This is a genomic window from Streptomyces sp. ICC4 (genome assembly GCF_003287915.1).
Classification (GTDB): Bacteria; Actinomycetota; Actinomycetes; order Streptomycetales; family Streptomycetaceae; genus Streptomyces; species Streptomyces tritrimontium.
Genome location: NZ_CP030286.1, coordinates 7,376,852 through 7,391,839, shown reverse-complemented (window position 1 = coordinate 7,391,839; position 14,988 = coordinate 7,376,852). Strand labels below are relative to the sequence as shown.

At 74.8% G+C, this 14,988-nt stretch carries 15 protein-coding genes; 7 read left to right on the top strand and 8 right to left on the bottom strand.

What is annotated here, in order from left to right; genetic code table 11:
• Positions 1 to 102 precede the first annotated feature (102 nt).
• Positions 103 to 939: a hypothetical protein gene (locus tag DRB89_RS34715; RefSeq protein ID WP_112463570.1), complete on the top strand. Its 837-nt coding sequence runs from the start codon at positions 103 to 105 to the stop codon at positions 937 to 939.
• Positions 940 to 971: 32 nt separating this feature from the next.
• Here the strand turns inward: DRB89_RS34715 and DRB89_RS34710 are convergent, their stop codons facing one another.
• Positions 972 to 1,208 carry a hypothetical protein gene (locus DRB89_RS34710; RefSeq protein ID WP_112451634.1) on the bottom strand — a complete coding sequence of 79 codons (237 nt, stop codon included), beginning with the start codon at positions 1,206 to 1,208 and terminating at the stop codon, positions 972 to 974.
• Between the two features lie 152 nt (positions 1,209 to 1,360).
• Here DRB89_RS34710 and DRB89_RS34705 point away from each other — a divergent pair, with 152 nt between their 5' ends.
• On the top strand, positions 1,361 to 2,047 hold the full coding sequence (locus tag DRB89_RS34705) for a DUF4230 domain-containing protein (protein ID WP_112451635.1): 687 nt from the start codon (positions 1,361 to 1,363) through the stop codon (positions 2,045 to 2,047).
• 48 nt (positions 2,048 to 2,095) lie between these two features.
• On the opposite strand, the gene DRB89_RS34700 is transcribed toward DRB89_RS34705, so the two are convergent.
• A complete protein-coding gene (locus DRB89_RS34700) occupies positions 2,096 to 3,208 on the bottom strand; it encodes an ABC transporter substrate-binding protein (protein ID WP_112453962.1) in 1,113 nt (370 codons plus the stop codon).
• Between the two features lie 178 nt (positions 3,209 to 3,386).
• A complete protein-coding gene (locus DRB89_RS34695; RefSeq protein ID WP_112451636.1) occupies positions 3,387 to 3,800 on the bottom strand; it encodes a rodlin in 414 nt (137 codons plus the stop codon).
• 304 nt (positions 3,801 to 4,104) lie between these two features.
• On the opposite strand from DRB89_RS34695, the gene puuE reads away from it, so the two are divergent.
• The gene (puuE, locus tag DRB89_RS34690) at positions 4,105 to 5,016 is read left to right on the top strand and encodes an allantoinase PuuE (protein ID WP_112451637.1); all 912 of its coding nucleotides are present in this window, start codon (positions 4,105 to 4,107) and stop codon (positions 5,014 to 5,016) included.
• A 291-nt stretch (positions 5,017 to 5,307) separates the two neighbouring features.
• Complete coding sequence (locus tag DRB89_RS34685; RefSeq protein WP_112463569.1) at positions 5,308 to 5,817, top strand: hypothetical protein; 510 nt, start codon at positions 5,308 to 5,310, stop codon at positions 5,815 to 5,817.
• A 15-nt stretch (positions 5,818 to 5,832) separates the two neighbouring features.
• Here the strand turns inward: DRB89_RS34685 and DRB89_RS34680 are convergent, their stop codons facing one another.
• Both DRB89_RS34680 and DRB89_RS34675 read right to left on the bottom strand, forming a co-directional pair.
• On the bottom strand, positions 5,833 to 6,522 hold the full coding sequence (locus tag DRB89_RS34680) for a DUF4232 domain-containing protein (RefSeq protein WP_112451639.1): 690 nt from the start codon (positions 6,520 to 6,522) through the stop codon (positions 5,833 to 5,835).
• A gap of 305 nt (positions 6,523 to 6,827) precedes the next feature.
• Positions 6,828 to 7,283: a hypothetical protein gene (locus DRB89_RS34675; protein WP_112463568.1), complete on the bottom strand. Its 456-nt coding sequence runs from the start codon at positions 7,281 to 7,283 to the stop codon at positions 6,828 to 6,830.
• A 204-nt stretch (positions 7,284 to 7,487) separates the two neighbouring features.
• Between DRB89_RS34675 and DRB89_RS43340 the strand changes: the two genes are divergently transcribed.
• A complete protein-coding gene (locus tag DRB89_RS43340; protein ID WP_162688849.1) occupies positions 7,488 to 7,631 on the top strand; it encodes a hypothetical protein in 144 nt (47 codons plus the stop codon).
• A gap of 162 nt (positions 7,632 to 7,793) precedes the next feature.
• Here the strand turns inward: DRB89_RS43340 and DRB89_RS34670 are convergent, their stop codons facing one another.
• A complete protein-coding gene (locus tag DRB89_RS34670) occupies positions 7,794 to 8,312 on the bottom strand; it encodes an intradiol ring-cleavage dioxygenase (RefSeq protein ID WP_112463915.1) in 519 nt (172 codons plus the stop codon).
• Between the two features lie 320 nt (positions 8,313 to 8,632).
• Positions 8,633 to 13,225: an ATP-dependent helicase gene (locus DRB89_RS34665; protein WP_112463567.1), complete on the bottom strand. Its 4,593-nt coding sequence runs from the start codon at positions 13,223 to 13,225 to the stop codon at positions 8,633 to 8,635.
• A gap of 80 nt (positions 13,226 to 13,305) precedes the next feature.
• Here DRB89_RS34665 and DRB89_RS34660 point away from each other — a divergent pair, with 80 nt between their 5' ends.
• Entirely contained in the window at positions 13,306 to 14,154 is an 849-nt protein-coding gene (locus tag DRB89_RS34660; protein ID WP_112451152.1) for an AraC family transcriptional regulator, read from the top strand.
• Positions 14,155 to 14,285: 131 nt separating this feature from the next.
• Here the strand turns inward: DRB89_RS34660 and DRB89_RS45250 are convergent, their stop codons facing one another.
• Complete coding sequence (locus DRB89_RS45250; protein WP_112451153.1) at positions 14,286 to 14,546, bottom strand: hypothetical protein; 261 nt, start codon at positions 14,544 to 14,546, stop codon at positions 14,286 to 14,288.
• A 38-nt stretch (positions 14,547 to 14,584) separates the two neighbouring features.
• Between DRB89_RS45250 and DRB89_RS43335 the strand changes: the two genes are divergently transcribed.
• Positions 14,585 to 14,938, top strand: coding sequence for a DUF2716 domain-containing protein (locus tag DRB89_RS43335; RefSeq protein WP_239516486.1), 354 nt, complete (start codon positions 14,585 to 14,587; stop codon positions 14,936 to 14,938).
• Positions 14,939 to 14,988 lie beyond the last annotated feature (50 nt).

Here is a 14,988-nt window from a genome sequence, read left to right as displayed (position 1 = left end):
CCGCATGGGGTTCGCTGCACCCCGACGTCCGCGCCCACGTCGAACGCCGGCTCGGCGCCCGGGTCACCCGGGCCCGATCGTGCGAGGACGGGTTCACCCCCGGTGTGGCGTCCAGACTCCTCCTGGACGACGGCCGCCGGGCCTTCCTCAAGGGAATCCACGCCGCACATCCCGCCGCCCCCCCAGTACGCGGACGAGATCGCCGTCACCACGGCCCTGCCCGCCGGCATCGGGCCGGGCGTGCGGTGGTCCGCCGCACCCGAGGAGTCGGGCGGCTGGTGGTGGCTGTGCCTGGAGGACGTAGCGGGCACCCATCCCGTCCTCGCGCCGGGGACCGCCGACACCCGGCTGGCGGTGGACGCCGTCGAGCGGGCCGCCCGGCGGCTCACCCCGTCACCCGCCGGGGGCACTCGGCCCGTCGCGCGGGTCGTCGGCCCCTGGATGACCGGCTGGTCAGCCCTGCGCACGGTCCCGTCCGCCGGCCTCGACCCCTGGGCCGGCCGCCATCTGGACCTGCTCGCGCGCATCGAGCGGGACTGGTGGCCGGCCTCCGCCGGCGACACCCTGCTCCACTGGGACCTGCACCCGGCCAACATGCTCCGCCGCCCTGCCGGCGGGCACCCCGAGCGCGCCGGCGAGGTCGTGATCATCGACTGGTCCTACCGCCTCCACGGCGCGGCCTGGATCGACACGGCGGTACTGGTCCCCCAGTTGATCCTCGGCGGACACACCCCCGATCAGGCCGAGCGGGCCCTCGCCCGGCTGCCGCGACCTGCCGACGACACGGCGTTCACCGCGTTCGCGGCGGGCCTGGCGGGACTCTGGGCAGCATCCTCGCGCCGGCCCCCGCCCGCCGGAGCCCCGTCCCTGCGCCACCACCAGGCCCGGTTGGCCGACGCATCGCTCACCTGGCTCCGCCACCGCACCGGCCTGCCCTGACCCCGAACGCCGCCCGACCCCTCACCCACCCGTCAGGCGACGGCCGGCCGCTGGGCGGCGAGCCGGGCGAGGTGCGCCTCGCGCAACTCCTCCCAGGGCGTGCCCTGCTCCGGGTCGGGCAGGCCGTTCGCGGCGATGTCCTCCAAGACGGCGGCGAACTGGTCCGCCCGCGCACGGGTCTTCGCCGCGTACGCGCGCACCGCGTCGGCGGCCGCGGGTTCGAGCTGCTGCCGGGGGGCGGTCCCGGCGGGGGCCGGCTGTTCGCTCATCGAGGGCTCCATGGGCCGAACGGGCTTGTCCGACCACGGTATCGCCGGACGGGCGGCCCGGGGACCACTCCGGGAGAAGCCGGCTCGGGTGGGAGCGCAGCACGGCGGAGGCCTTCGGGAGTGGAGCCGCGCGGGGCGGGCATCCGCAAGACATGGACAACTCAGCGCACGACGCGGAACGCGACCCCGCGCCGCGAAGAGAGCCGCGGCGGCTGCCGTGGTGGGGACGGGCCGTGGGCGGGCTGGCGGTGCTGGCCGTGGCCCTGCTGCTGGCGGGCCGTTTCAGCCTGTTGCCCGGCTTCGGAGATCTGTTCCGCGAGGACACCGTGGACCGCTCGGGGCCGGTCCTGCTCAAGTCCATCCAGGACATGCACCGTTACGAGGGCGCCGCCGGCAACTTCCAGGTCGTGGTCGACCTGGAGAAGGACGCGGCCTTCCTTCCGGACTCCCTTCGCGGAACCCGGACCCTCTACGTCGGAGCGGGCTCCGTCAGCGGCTACGTGGACCTGGGCGGGCTCGGCGAGCAGGCCGTCACCGTGAACGAGGAGCGCACCAAGGTCTCGCTCCGCCTGCCCCACGCCGTCCTCGGGACGGCGGCGCTCGATCTGGAACGCTCGTACGCCGTGTCCAAGCAGCGGGGACTGCTGGACCGGCTGGGCGATCTGTTCACCGACAACCCGGCCGGTGAACAGGCCGTACAGCGTCTGGCCGTATCGCACATCACGGACGCGGCCCGCGACAGCGGCCTCGTCGAGCGCACCGAGAAGAACACCGCCACGATGCTGGAGGGCCTGCTCCGCTCCTTGGGCTTCCAAGAGGTCACGGTCAGCTACGCGTGACGCCGCCGTACGGGAGGGCGGCCGGAATCGGTGCGCGGGTGCTCTCCCTCAGCCGGTGTGGAGGATCCGGAAGCGACCGGGTTCCGCGGGATCCCGGTCGACGACTTGGACCGGGGCCCACGCCCACTGCCAGACGCTGATGCCGGGCGTACGGGAGAACCTGATGGGCCCCCGGGTGCCCTCCGCTTCCACGCGCGGCCAGGCCGCGGCGACGGCCGCCCGGTCCGTGCCGTGGGAACGCAGCACAGCGGCGAGGACGGCGACGGTGTCCCAGCCCTCGAAGGCGACGAAGGACGGTGCTTCGCCCAGCCGCTCGCGGAGCTCGTTGCGCACGCGTTCGCCGAGCGGACCGAGGCGTTCGGGCAGGTAGCGCAGGAAGGGGATCGCGGCGCCGTCCTCACCGAGCGCGGCGGCCCATCCGGCGGATTCCGGTTGTCCGGCCGGAGCGCCGATCAGGATGTCCGTGAGCCGCCGGTCGCCCCGGACGGCCCTGACGATCTCCGCCGCCGGCTCCGGATGGCCGACCAGCAGGAGGAGGGCGGTCGCGCCGTGGCCGGCGAGCGCGTCGCACAGGGCCTCGGGGGTGAGCGCGGTCGCGTCGAGTTCGAGGACGGTGCCGCCGCGGGAAGCGAGGCGGTCCTCCAGGATGCGCTTCCCGGACGCCCAGTAGACGCTCGGCTGGGTGGCCACGGCGATCCGGCTCCGGCCCGCGCCGAACAGGAAGTCCGCGTAGGTCCGCCAGCCGTGGGACTGGGCCGGGGCCAGGCGCGCGACCCACTCCGTGGGTTCCTCGGTGAGCGCGTCGAGCACCGCGGACGAGCAGAGGAACGGTACGCCGAGGGCGTCGGCCCGGGCGGCGGCAGCGCGGGCGACGACGCTGTGGTACTCACCCGCCACCGCGGCCACGCCGAGGGCGGCCAGTTCGTCCACGGCCGCCGCGGCCCGCTCCGGATCGGCCGCGGTGTCCCGGACCACCAGCTCCAGTGGTCTGCCGTCGATCCCGCCGGCCTCGTTGGCCTCGCGGACGGCCAGTTCGAGCCCCGCGAGCAGGTGCCGGCCGGCCTCGACCCAGCCGGGCCGCGTCAGCGGGACGAGAGCGCCCACGAGGACGGGCGGTCCGTCGGTGTGCTGCGCTGCTGACGGCGATGGCGGTGTGATCATGCCGGTCATTCGACACACCCCGGCCGGGACCGGGCAACCGAATATCCGGCCGCGGACGCTCGTGCGGGCGTCCGCGGCCGGATACGGGGCCCACTGCTGTGGCCGGGAAGGTTTGCCGTGCCGGGCACCGCGACCGGGTGGACCTTTCCGGTCAGAGCACTAGGGGGCGGGGCAGGCGTCAGCTACCGGCGGACACGTTGCCCGAGAGGACCGGGATGTTGCTCGCGATGTGCGAGAGCGGCTCGTCGCCCTTGGCCTGGGTGGAGCCCTCGGCGCACTGCTGGTTCTGCGGGTTGGCCAGGACGTTGATGTCCTGGACGCCCACGTTGGCGATGATGGCCACGAGGGACTGGGCGTTGACCTTGGCCGGCAGGCCGACGCAGGCCTTGTTGAGCGAGCCCTGGACCAGGCTGAGCTGCGGGCTCTTCTCGCCGTGCGTCTTCTGGTTGCCGTAGACCTGCTGGGCACCGTTGCCGTTGACGGTGTTGATCCCGTTGTCGTTGCCGATGGCCATGGCCGGGGAGGCCACGGCGGCGCCCGCGCCGATCGCGGCGGCGGTGGCGGCAGCGGTGACCATCATCTTCTTCAGCATGCTCAGGCGATCCTTCGTTGGAACCGGGCGAGCACCCCTGTCTGGGAACTCGTCTGGGCAACGATCAAGGGGGCGCGGACGTGGCGCAGCGTCACCCGTTCGCGCGCGGGCGGGAGCGCTGCGCGACCTCGACGGGAGAGGCTGCGCGCTGCGGATCGCGCTCACGCGCTACGCACCGGTGCCGGTCCCGCGGACGCCCCGGTGACCGGGCGCGTGGCCGACGATCAGATCCGTGTCTCGTGACGCCGGGAGTGCGCGGCGTGGCCGCGGCGCCGGGTGCGCGCGCGGCGGTAGCGTGCCGCCCGTGTCCGAGCACCAGCGCGATCTCGTCGGGTACGGCGCCCGGCCGCCGCACGCCGCCTGGCCCGGTGGCGCCCGCGTCGCCGTCAGCCTCGTCCTCAACTACGAGGAGGGCGGCGAGCGGAACGTCCTCGACGGCGACGCGGAGTCCGAGGGCTTCCTCCACGAGATCGTCGGCGCACCGCCCGTCCCGGGGGGACGCGATCTGAACGTCGAATCCCTGTTCGCCTACGGTGCGCGCGCCGGCTTCTGGCGCATCCACCGCACGCTCGCGGCGCACGGCGCGCCGCTGACCGTCCACGCCGTCGCGCAGGCCCTCGAACGCAACCCGGAAGCGGCGCGGGCGATGGCCGTCGCCGGCTGGGAGGTGGCGAGCCACGGCTGGCGGTGGATCGACTACCGCGATGTGCCCGAGGAGGCCGAGCGCGCCGACGTCGCGCGCTCGGTCGCGGTGATCGAGCGGCTGGTCGGGCGCCGGCCCGTCGGCTGGTACACCGGCCGGACGAGCCCGCGTACGCGGCGGCTCGTCGCCGAGGAGGGCGGCTTCCTCTACGACAGCGACGACTACTCCGACGACCTGCCGTTCTACGTCGAAGCGGCCGGCCTGCAGCACCTCGTGGTGCCGTACAGCCTCGACGCGAACGACTTCAAGTTCCTCATCGTCCACGGCTTCACGACCGCCGACGACATGCTCTCCTACCTCGTCGACACCTTCGACGCGCTGTACGCCGAAGGCGCCGACCGGCCGCGCATGATGAGCGTGGGCCTGCACTGCCGGATCACCGGGCGGCCCGGCCGCATCCGCGCGCTCGACGGCTTCCTGCGGTACGTCGGGCAGCGCGGCGGGGCCTGGATCGCCACGCGCGAGCAGATCGCGCGGCACTGGCTCGCCGCGCACCCGCCAGAGGCGCGCTGAGCGACAACACCCCCGCCGACCCGACCCGGAGGACGAATCGTTACCGCTCGGGCCGTACGAGCGCGGTGGTGCGCGGCACGTCCGGCGCGGAGTCCGGGCGCTGGTACGCCGGAGCGGCCGTGAGCGTGCCGGCGTACGGCACCGCCGAGGCCGGCGTGCCCGTGTCCGAGCGGGGCGTTCCCCACCGGCGGCGGCGGGCGGGGCAGCGACGGAGTCTTCCTGATCGGATCGTCCCCCGACTCGGGCACCAGCCCCAACCGTTGGACCGTCCGCGGCCACAACCGCTACAGCGTGCCCGGGACCCTGTCCGCGTTCGTCGTCTGCACCTCGTCCGGCTCCCACATCGGGGGAACCATCGGCGGCAGCGTGCAGCCGGGCAGTGAAGGAGCCACCCGCGACAGGTGCGGTTCACCCACCGTGGCCACCGGGGTCGGCTGGCGCTCCGCCCCCGGGATGTACATCAGCGCGGCGGGCGTGTTCGGCAACCGGACCGCGGTCGAGGCCAACAACGAGGACACCGTCAGCCACGACCTGTTCCTCACCCAGATGTGCGCCGAGGGCGCGCACTCCCAGCACACGGGCTCCCGGGTGGTGCTCCAGCAGTACCAGACCGCCGCGGCCACGGTCTCCTGCCTGCCCGGCCGGCGAAGTGCCCACCGGCGGCGGGGCGTCACGGGGTACCGGAGCTACCTGGTCGCGTCGGCGGGGACCGCCGACGGCCGCGGCTGGGAAGTGCGCGCCACCAACACGACGGCCTACCCCCGCCCGGTGTTCGCCCAGGTCATCTGCACACGGCCGTGACGATCCCGCGGCGGTTCAGGACTTCATGACGAAGCGCAGGGCAAGGCCGGAAGCCGTCGTCCAATGCGTGACGCGGACGTAGTCGTTCCAGATCAGCTTGTCCACTCCGGGCAGGGGAACGTCGATCGGCTTGCCCACGTTGCTGCCGGCCTTGACGTCCTGGAGCGCGACTGTCATGGCCCTCGCCTCCGCCTCGTCCATCGGGCCGGTGAGGACCATCGCGGCGTACGCCTTCTCGCCCGGGGCGAGGGTGGTGAACGGCTCGTTCGGGTTGGCGCTGTCCTTGATCTCGGGGACCAGGGCTCTGGCATCGTCCAGCTGTACATGGGGGTAGCGGTAGACGTTGCACTTCTTGTCGCTCTTGTTGGTGGCGGTGAAGAGGATGTGCCGGACGAGCTTGCCCTTCCCGTCCTCGCTCGTGGCGGAGATCGAAAGATCGGCCTCGGTACAGGTGGCGGCGGCGTTGCCGTTGCCGCCGGTGCCGCTCGAACCCGGGCTGGGCTTCGCGGTGGGCGTCTGACCGGACTCCGGCGAACTCGTGGGCCCGGCCGTGTTCGTCGCGCTCGGCCGGTCCGAGGACTTGGGGTCGCCCGGGCCGTCTCCCGAAATCGGCGAGCACGCCGTGGACGCGAGCAGTGCGGCGAGCGTCGCGGCCCCGAAGACGCAGGCCTTCCAGTGGAGGCTCTTGCGGACGGCAGCATTCATGGTGTTCCCCCGTTTCGGCCGTACGCGGCCGCTGTCGACTCTCAGATGTCGGAACGTTGACGAGCCGTACACGGCGCGAACGAATCAGGCCAGGCTCGTGGTCGCAGATGTCGGCGCCCCGCTCAGTCTGCAATAGGAACCGTCCCCACCTCACCCCCCGTAGCCGTCTGTTACGGATTGAGTGCAGGGAGGTCACACGTCCGTCAGAAGCCACTGCGTGCCGCTGCCCACGTGGGCGGACGGGGCCGCCGGCCCCGAACGCGGACAGGTGGATTCCGGACAATTGCCCGCGCGGACAGTGACCTTCACCCGAGTGCGGCCGTGGGGCCGACGTTCACCATCCCCTCCTGGCCGTCCCGGCTCAACCCGCACGTCGAGGAGATGCGGCGGCGCAGTCTGCGGTGGGCGCGGGACGCCGGGATCGTCCGCGGCGAGGAGGAGGTCCGGCGCCTGGACGGGCCGAGGTTCGACCGGCTGGCGGGGTACGCCCATCCCGACGCCCGCGGGCCGGGCGCGCAGTTGGTGTCGGACTGGATGTTCTGGTTCTTCCCGTTCGACGACTGGTTCGACGGGCCCGTGGGCGAGGACCCGGGGCAGGTGCGGGCGGCCGTCGACCCGATGGTCCGCTTCGTGTACGGGGAGTCGGGTGCGCTGCCCCTGTCCGCGCCGCCGCCTGCGCGGGCCTTCGCGGACTCGTGCGGGCGCAGCCGGATGGGCATGACGGCGAGCTGGCAGGGCCGGTTCGCCGAGGACGTCGCCACGTACCTGTTCTCCTACGTCCTGGAGGCGCGGATGCGCCGCGACCCGGGGGAAGGGGGCATGGACCACGTGGTGGAGGTCCGCAGGAACGCGATCGGGGTCCGGCCCTCCCTGGCGTTCGGCGAGACCGCGCAGGGCCAGGAACTGGCGTTCCCGCTGGTGTTGAGCGAACCGTTCCATCGACTCCGCACGGTCTGCGCGGCATCGTGGTCGTCCAGGACGACGCCTATTCCCTGCACAAGGACCTCGCTCAGGGCGAGACCTGGAGCCGGGAGACCCGGCGCTACCACCCACACCACGACCCGTCGCCCGGGGACTCGGCGCAGACGCCGGCCGAAGCGCAGGCATAGGGCCGCCGCACCGTACTGGGGGGCGGGCCCGGCGAGCGACCTCGCGGCCTCGGCGGGCTCAGGCCGGCCGGTGAGGTGTCCGGCAGGACGAGCGGCTTCCGTGGCCCCCGGCGCGGTGCCGTACCTCGGGGCGGCGCACCGGGGGAGCCGCCTCGCAGGGGTTCAGGCGATGCCCACCGTGTACGCGGCACGGTGGCCGGCGCCGTCCGGTACTGGGGCCAGCGTCATCGCGGCGCCGGAGTCGCGGTAGCGGCTGTCGCGGGTGTTGGGGTGGGCCGGCGCGGGGCGGCGGGCATAGGGCTGGAGCGCGTACACCCTCAGCAGGAGCTCCTCCGGGAAGAAGAACTGCGAGGTCTTCTCGGTCCGCTCGTCGGGGCGCACCTTGAAGTGGATGTGCGGCGCCAGCCCCCGGTACCAGCCGGGCACGATCGTGCGGAAGGTGCACCGGCCGGCGGCGTCCGTGATCTGGGTGCCGCGGAGGAAGGTCTGCGCGCCGGTGGAGTAGGTGCCCGAGACGTCGGCGTGCCACACGTCGACGGCGGCGCCCGCGACCGGGCGGCAGCCGGCCGACGCCCGCACCACGGTCAGGTCCAGCCGGAACGCCGCGCCGTCCCGGCCTTCCGTGATGTCCGACCGGACCCGGTCCAGGTCGAGGTAGTACGGGCCCTCTCCCGACTCCATGGTGAGCACGCAGGCCGGGGTGCTCCCGCCGGACGGCGAGGGGGAGGGGGCGCAGCGCGGGCTGTCGCGCCAGGACTACCGAGGGACATCACGGGGTGGACGTCGTACATCACGCCGGGCTGCGCGCGCACGCTGAGCGCGGGGTTGAGGGAGGACAGGGCGTCCTGGAAGAGGGGGGGGGGGGGGGGGGGGGGGGGGGGGGGGCCGGGGGGGGGGGGGGGGGGGTGCGGGGGGGGGGTGGGGGGGGGGGGGGGGGGGGGAGGGGGGGGGGGGGGGGGGGGGGGGGGGCAGGGGGGGGGGGGCGGGGGAGGCGGGGGGCGTCAGCGGAGGCGGAGGCCGCGGGGGGTGGCGTGGAAGCCCGAGGATTCCAGGGCCGGGCCGTACGGGGAGGTCAGCGACGCCGTGGCGTTGACCCGCTCCACCGTGAGGGCGGGGAGGGTGCCCGTGCGGGAGGCCGCGGTGAGGGCCGCGACCGCCGCCGAGAGGCGGGGGTCGTCCGGCTCGGGCCAGGCGAGGAGGGTCTTGCCGCCGCGCTCCAGGTAGAGGGTGAGCTCGCCGTCGACCAGGACCACCAGGGAGCCCGCCTTGCGGCCCGGCTTGTGGGTGGCGCCGGCCGGGGGCTGCGGCCAGGGCAGGGCCGCGCCGTAGGCGTTCGCCGGGTCGGCGGCCGCGAGGACCACCGCGGCGAGGGGCGGCGGGGTCCGTTCCGCGGCACGGAGGCGGTCGACGGCGCCGTCCATCGCGAACTGGGCCGCGCCCAGGCCCTCGACCACATAGCCCCTGCGGGCCTGGCCGCTGTCCTCGAAGGCCGACAGGACCCGGTAGACCGCGCTGAAGCCGCCCTCCACGCCTTCGGCGGCCACCGCCCCCCGGGTCACCACCCCGCGGCGGTCCAGCAGGGTGCGGGCCAGGGCGTGCGCGCGGTGGGTCGGGTCCGGGGAGTGGGCCGGCAGCAGCGACCAGCGGCCCGACACCGTGGGCGGACCCGTACGGGAGGCGGTGGCGGTGAGCGTGCCGTAGCGGCCGCGGGGGACCGTGCGGCGCGCGCGGTGCGCGGTGGCGCCCGCCGTGCGGCCCGAGCCGAGGAGGGAGCGCAGGGGGGCCAGGGTGTCGTTGGTCAGGCGGCCCGACCACGCCAGGTCCCACAGGGCGGTGGAGAGGTCGGCGTCGGAGGCGTCGGGGTGCAGGGCGCGCACCATGTCCGTGAGCTGGCGGAAGAACAGGCCGTAGCCGCCCGAGAGGGCGTCCAGGAGGGCCTGGTGGAGCGGGGTGGGCTCCAGGGGGTGCTGCGGCGGCAGGAGGAGCGGGGCGGCCTCCGCGAGGTAGAGGGAGATCCAGCCGTCCTTGCCCGGCAGGGCCCCCGCACCCGCCCAGACCACCTCGCCCGTGGTGGTGAGCTCGTCGAGGAGCGTCGGGGAGTAGTCCGAGACCCGGGACGGCAGGATCAGCCGCTCCAGCGCGGAGGCCGGGACCGGGGCGCCCTGCAGTTGCTCGATGGCGCGGGCCAGCCCGTCGATGCCGCGCAGGGCCCCGCCCAGGTGCTGCCACTGGGGCAGGAAGACGGCGAGGGAGGCCGGCGGGACCGGCTCCAGCTCCTGGCGCAGCGCCGCCAGCGAGCGGCGGCGCAGCCGGCGCAGCACCATCGCGTCGCACCACTCCTGGCCGATGCCCGCCGGATGGAACTCGCCCTGCACCACCCGGCCGGCCGCGGCGAGCCGGTGCAGCGCGCCGTCCGTCACGGCCGGGCCCAGCCCGAAGCGGGCGGCCGCGGTGGCCGTGGTGAAGGGGCCGTGGGTGCGGGCGTACCGGGCGAGGAGGTCGCCGAGGGGGTCCTTCACCGGCTCGGTGAACGCCTCCGGGACGCCCACCGGGAGCGCCGTGCCCAGCGCGTCCCGCAGCCGGCCCGCGTCCTCGACGGCCGCCCAGTGGTCCGCGCCGCCGATCCGGACCCGGATCGCCCGGCGGGACGCGGAGAGGGACCGCGCCCACGCCGGATCCGCGCCGCGCGCGGCCAGCTCCTCCGGGGTGAGGGGGCCCAGCAGGCGCAGCAGGTCGGCCACGGACTCGGCGTCCTTGGCCCGCCGCTCCTCCGTCAGCCACTGGAGCTCCCGCTCCAGCTCCGCCAGTACGTCCGCGTCCAGCAGCTCGCGGAGCTCCGCCTGGCCCAGCAGCTCGGCCAGCAGGCGGGAGTCCAGCGACAGCGCGGCCGCCCTGCGCTCGGCGAGGGGCGAGTCGCCCTCGTAGAGGAACTGGGCGACGTAGCCGAAGAGCAGGGAGCGGGCGAAGGGGGAGGGCTCGGGCGTGGTGACCTCGACGAGGCGGATCCGGCGGGCCTCGATGTCGCCCATCAGCTCGGTCAGGCCCGGTACGTCGAAGACGTCCTGGAGGCATTCGCGTACGGCTTCGAGCACGATCGGGAAGGAGCCGAACTCCGAGGCCACCTGCAGGAGCTGCGAGGCGCGTTGGCGCTGCTGCCACAGCGGGGTGCGCTTGCCCGGATCGCGGCGCGGCAGCAGCAGGGCGCGCGCCGCGCACTCGCGGAACCTCGCGGCGAACAGCGCGGAGCCGCCCACCTGGTCGGTGACGATCTGGTTGACGTCCCCGTGGTCGAAGGCCACGTCCGCCGCGCCGAGCGGGGGCTTGTCGTCATCGAAGTCGAAGGAGCGGTCCCGCGCCGGATCGTGGTCGAGCAGGTCCACGTCCATGCTGAGCAGGTCCGCGTCCGGCAGGCGCAGCACGATGCCGTCATCGGCGTGCATGACCTGCGCGTCCATCCCGTACCGCTCGGAGAGGCGGGCGCCGAGCGCCAGCGCCCAAGGGGCGTGCACCTGGGCGCCGAAGGGGGAGTGGACGACGACCCGCCAGTCGCCGAGCTCGTCGCGGAACCGCTCCACCACGATGGTCCGGTCGTCCGGTACGTGGCCGCAGGCCTCGCGCTGTTCGGCGAGGTACGCCAGCACGTTCTCGGCGGCCCAGGCGTCCAGGCCGGCCGCCAGCAGGCGCAGTCGGGCGTCCTCGTCGGTGAGGCCGCCGAGCTCGCGCAGGAACGCGCCGACCGCGCGGCCCAGTTCGAGCGGGCGCCCCAGCTGGTCGCCCTTCCAGAACGGGAGCCGGCCCGGGACCCCGGGGGCGGGGGTGACCAGGACGCGGTCGCGGGTGATGTCCACGATCCGCCAGGAGGTGGTGCCGAGGGTGAAGACGTCGCCGACGCGGGACTCGTAGACCATCTCCTCATCGAGCTCCCCGACCCGGCCGCCGCCCTTCTTGGGGTCCGACCCGGCCAGGAAGACGCCGAAGAGGCCGCGGTCCGGGATGGTCCCGCCGGAGGTGACCGCGAGCCGCTGGGCGCCCGGCCGGCCGGTGATCGTCCCGGCCACCCGGTCCCACACGACCCGGGGCCTGAGCTCGGCGAACGCGTCCGACGGATAGCGGCCGGCCAGCATGTCCAGCACGGCGGTGAACGCCGATTCGGGCAGCGCCGCGAAGGGCGCCGCCCGCCGCACCAGGGCGATCAGGTCGTCCAGCTGCCAGGTGTCCATCGAGGTCATCGCGACCAGCTGCTGGGCGAGGACGTCCAGCGGGTTGGAGGGGATCCGCAGGGATTCGATGGAACCGGTGCGCATCCGCTCGGTGACCACGGCGGCCTGGACCAGATCGCCCCGGTACTTGGGGAAGACCACGCCCGTGGAGACCGCGCCCACCTGGTGCCCGGCCCGGCCGACCCGCTGGAGCCCCGAGGCCACCGACGGCGGGGACTCCACCTGGATGACGAGGTCGACGGCGCCCATGTCGATGCCGAGCTCCAGGCTGGAGGTGGCGACCACGGCGGGCAGCCGGCCCGCCTTCAGGTCCTCCTCGACCAGCGCCCGCTGCTCCTTGGAGACCGAACCGTGGTGGGCGCGGGCCAGCAGCGGCGGCGCGCCCAGGGCCGCGCCCGACTGCGCCATGATCTCGGCCGGGGGCGAGCCCTCGGGCAGCGGGCTGCCCATGGCGCGCTCGTACGCGATCTCGTTGAGCCGGTTGCACAGGCGCTCGGCGAGGCGGCGGGAGTTGACGAACACGATCGTGGAGCGGTGGGCCTGGACCAGATCGGCGATCCGTTCCTCCACGTGCGGCCAGATGGACGGCTTGTCGCCGCCCTCCTTGCCCTCGGTGGCGGGGGACCCGCCCAACTCGCCCATGTCCTGGACCGGGACGACCACCGACAGGTCGAACTCCTTCGTGGACGGCGGCTGGACGATCTCCACCTTGCCGCGCGGCGCGAGGTAGCGGGCCACCTCGTCCACCGGGCGGACCGTCGCCGACAGCCCGATCCGGCGCGCCGGGCGGGGCAGCAGCTCGTCCAACCGCTCCAGGGACAGGGCGAGATGGGCGCCGCGCTTGGTCCCGGCGACCGCGTGCACCTCATCGAGGATCACCGTCTCGATGCCGGCCAGGGCCTCGCGGGCGGCCGAGGTCAGCATCAGGAACAGCGACTCGGGAGTGGTGATCAGGATGTCCGGCGGCCGGGTCACCAGCGCCCGGCGCTCGGCGGGCGGAGTGTCTCCGGAGCGGATCCCGACCCGGATCTCCGGCTCGGGCAGGCCCAGGCGCACCGATTCCTGCCGGATCCCGGTCAGGGGGCTGCGCAGATTGCGCTCCACGTCGACCGCGAGGGCCTTCAGGGGCGATACGTACAGCACGCGGCAGCGCTTCTTCGCCTCGGCCGGGGGCGGGGTCGACGCGAGCTGGTCGAGGGCGGCGAGGAAGGCGGCGAGCGTCTTGCCGGAGCCGGTGGGCGCCACCACCAGCACGTCGGAGCCGGCCCCGATCGCCCGCCAGGCACCCTCCTGCGCGGCGGTGGGCGAGGCGAAGGCCCCCGTGAACCAGGAGCGGGTCGCGGGGGAGAACGAGTCGAGCGCGGTACCGGACATGCCCCCATCGTGCACCTGCCCACTGACAACCGTCCGGACCTGTGGAAACACCCCGGCCGGGCGGGGCGCAGAATGGGGGGATGGGCGCGGGGACCGGAGCGGACGAGGGCCGCCGGGAGTGGGCGCGGCACTGGCAGTACGCGGAACTGCCCGGGCTGGACCTCCTGCGCGCCCACTACGTGCGCCACACCTTCCCGCGCCACGCCCACGACGGGTACGTCATCGCGGCCGTCACCGGCGGCATCGAGGAGATCGGCCTGCCGGCCGGCACCGTCCGGGCCGGCCCCGGCAGCGTGGTCCTGATCAACCCCGAGGTCCCGCACACCGCCCGCGCCGGGGTCCCCGAGGGCTGGGCCTACGCCACCCTCTACCCCTCCCGGGCGCTGATCACCGAGGTGGCCGAGGAGATCGGGACGCTGCGCGGAACCCCCGGTTTCACCGCCGACATCGTCACCGACCCGCAGGCCTCGCGGATGATCACCGAGGTCCACCGGGCCGCCGAGGCCGGCAACGCGCTGGCCGCCGACACCCTGCTGCGCGGCGTGGTGGCCCGGATGCTGACCCGGCACGCCGGGCCGCTGCCGGCCCGTGCGGCGGGCCGCGCGGGCGCCGCCGACGCGGAGCGGGCCCGGGCCGTGCTGGAGGAGCGGATGGGCGAGCCGCCGTCGCTGGAGCAGCTCGCGGCGGAGCTGGGCACCAGCCCGTTCGCCCTGCTGCGGGCCTTCCGGGACCGGTACGGCATGCCGCCGCACACCTGGCTGACCGACGCCCGGGTCCGCCGCGCGCGCCGGCTGCTCGACGCGGGGACCCCGCCGGCGGAGGCGGCCGTCACCGTCGGCTTCACCGACCAGCCGCACCTGAACCGGCACTTCACCCGCATCGTGGGGGTCCCGCCGGGCGCCTACCGGCGGGAACGGGCGGCCGGTTAGGCTCCGCCGGTGGACGGGTCGGAGCAGGCAGGGGTGTGGGGTGCGTACGAGGCGCAGGTGCGCGGGCTCGCGCCCCGGTGGCCGCCGCCGGGCGCGGTGGTGGAGCGGGACGGGCCCCTCGTACGGACCCACTACGGCACGCACGGCGCGGTCGGCCACCGGCCGCTGACGGACACCGGGCGCGAGGAGCTCGCGGAGCTGGTGCGGCGCCGGCAGGAGGCCTTCGGGGCGCGGAGCGAGCCGGTCCGGTGGAAGGTGTACGGGGCCGATCCGCCGGGCCTGGCCGAGGAGCTGGCGACGGCCGGGTTCACGGCCGGCGCGGAGCGGTCGCTGCTGGTGGCGGAGTTCGCGGCGATGGCCCCGGCGAAGGGCGGCCGGGTGCGGTCCCTCAACGGCGGCGCGCAGGATCCCGGGTGGTGGCCCCGGGCCCGTGAACTGGCGGCTCACGGAGAAGCTGACCGACGGGCTGGACCGGATCCTGCGACCCGCGTTGCGGGCCCTCACGCCGCCCGGGGAGCGGCTGCACCGGCTCGACTGGCAGCACACCGGCCACGACTTCGACCCCCACCGGGTGGGCGGTCCCGGCGAGCCGGAATGGCCCGGCGAGGTCTACCCGAACGGCGATTACTACCTCTACCTCCAACCCGACCTGCTCTTCGGCACCTTCGGCCATCCCTGGGAGCAGACCCTGTGCGTTTGGGGCGCGGGGCTGCTCGCCGCCGTGGAGGCGGAGCTCACCGGGTTGCTCGGTGAGCCGCTGCGGCGCCGGGACGGGGACGGCTAGGACGCCCGCGCCGCGCGGGCTCGGACAGGGTGCGGGCCTCGGCCAGCGTC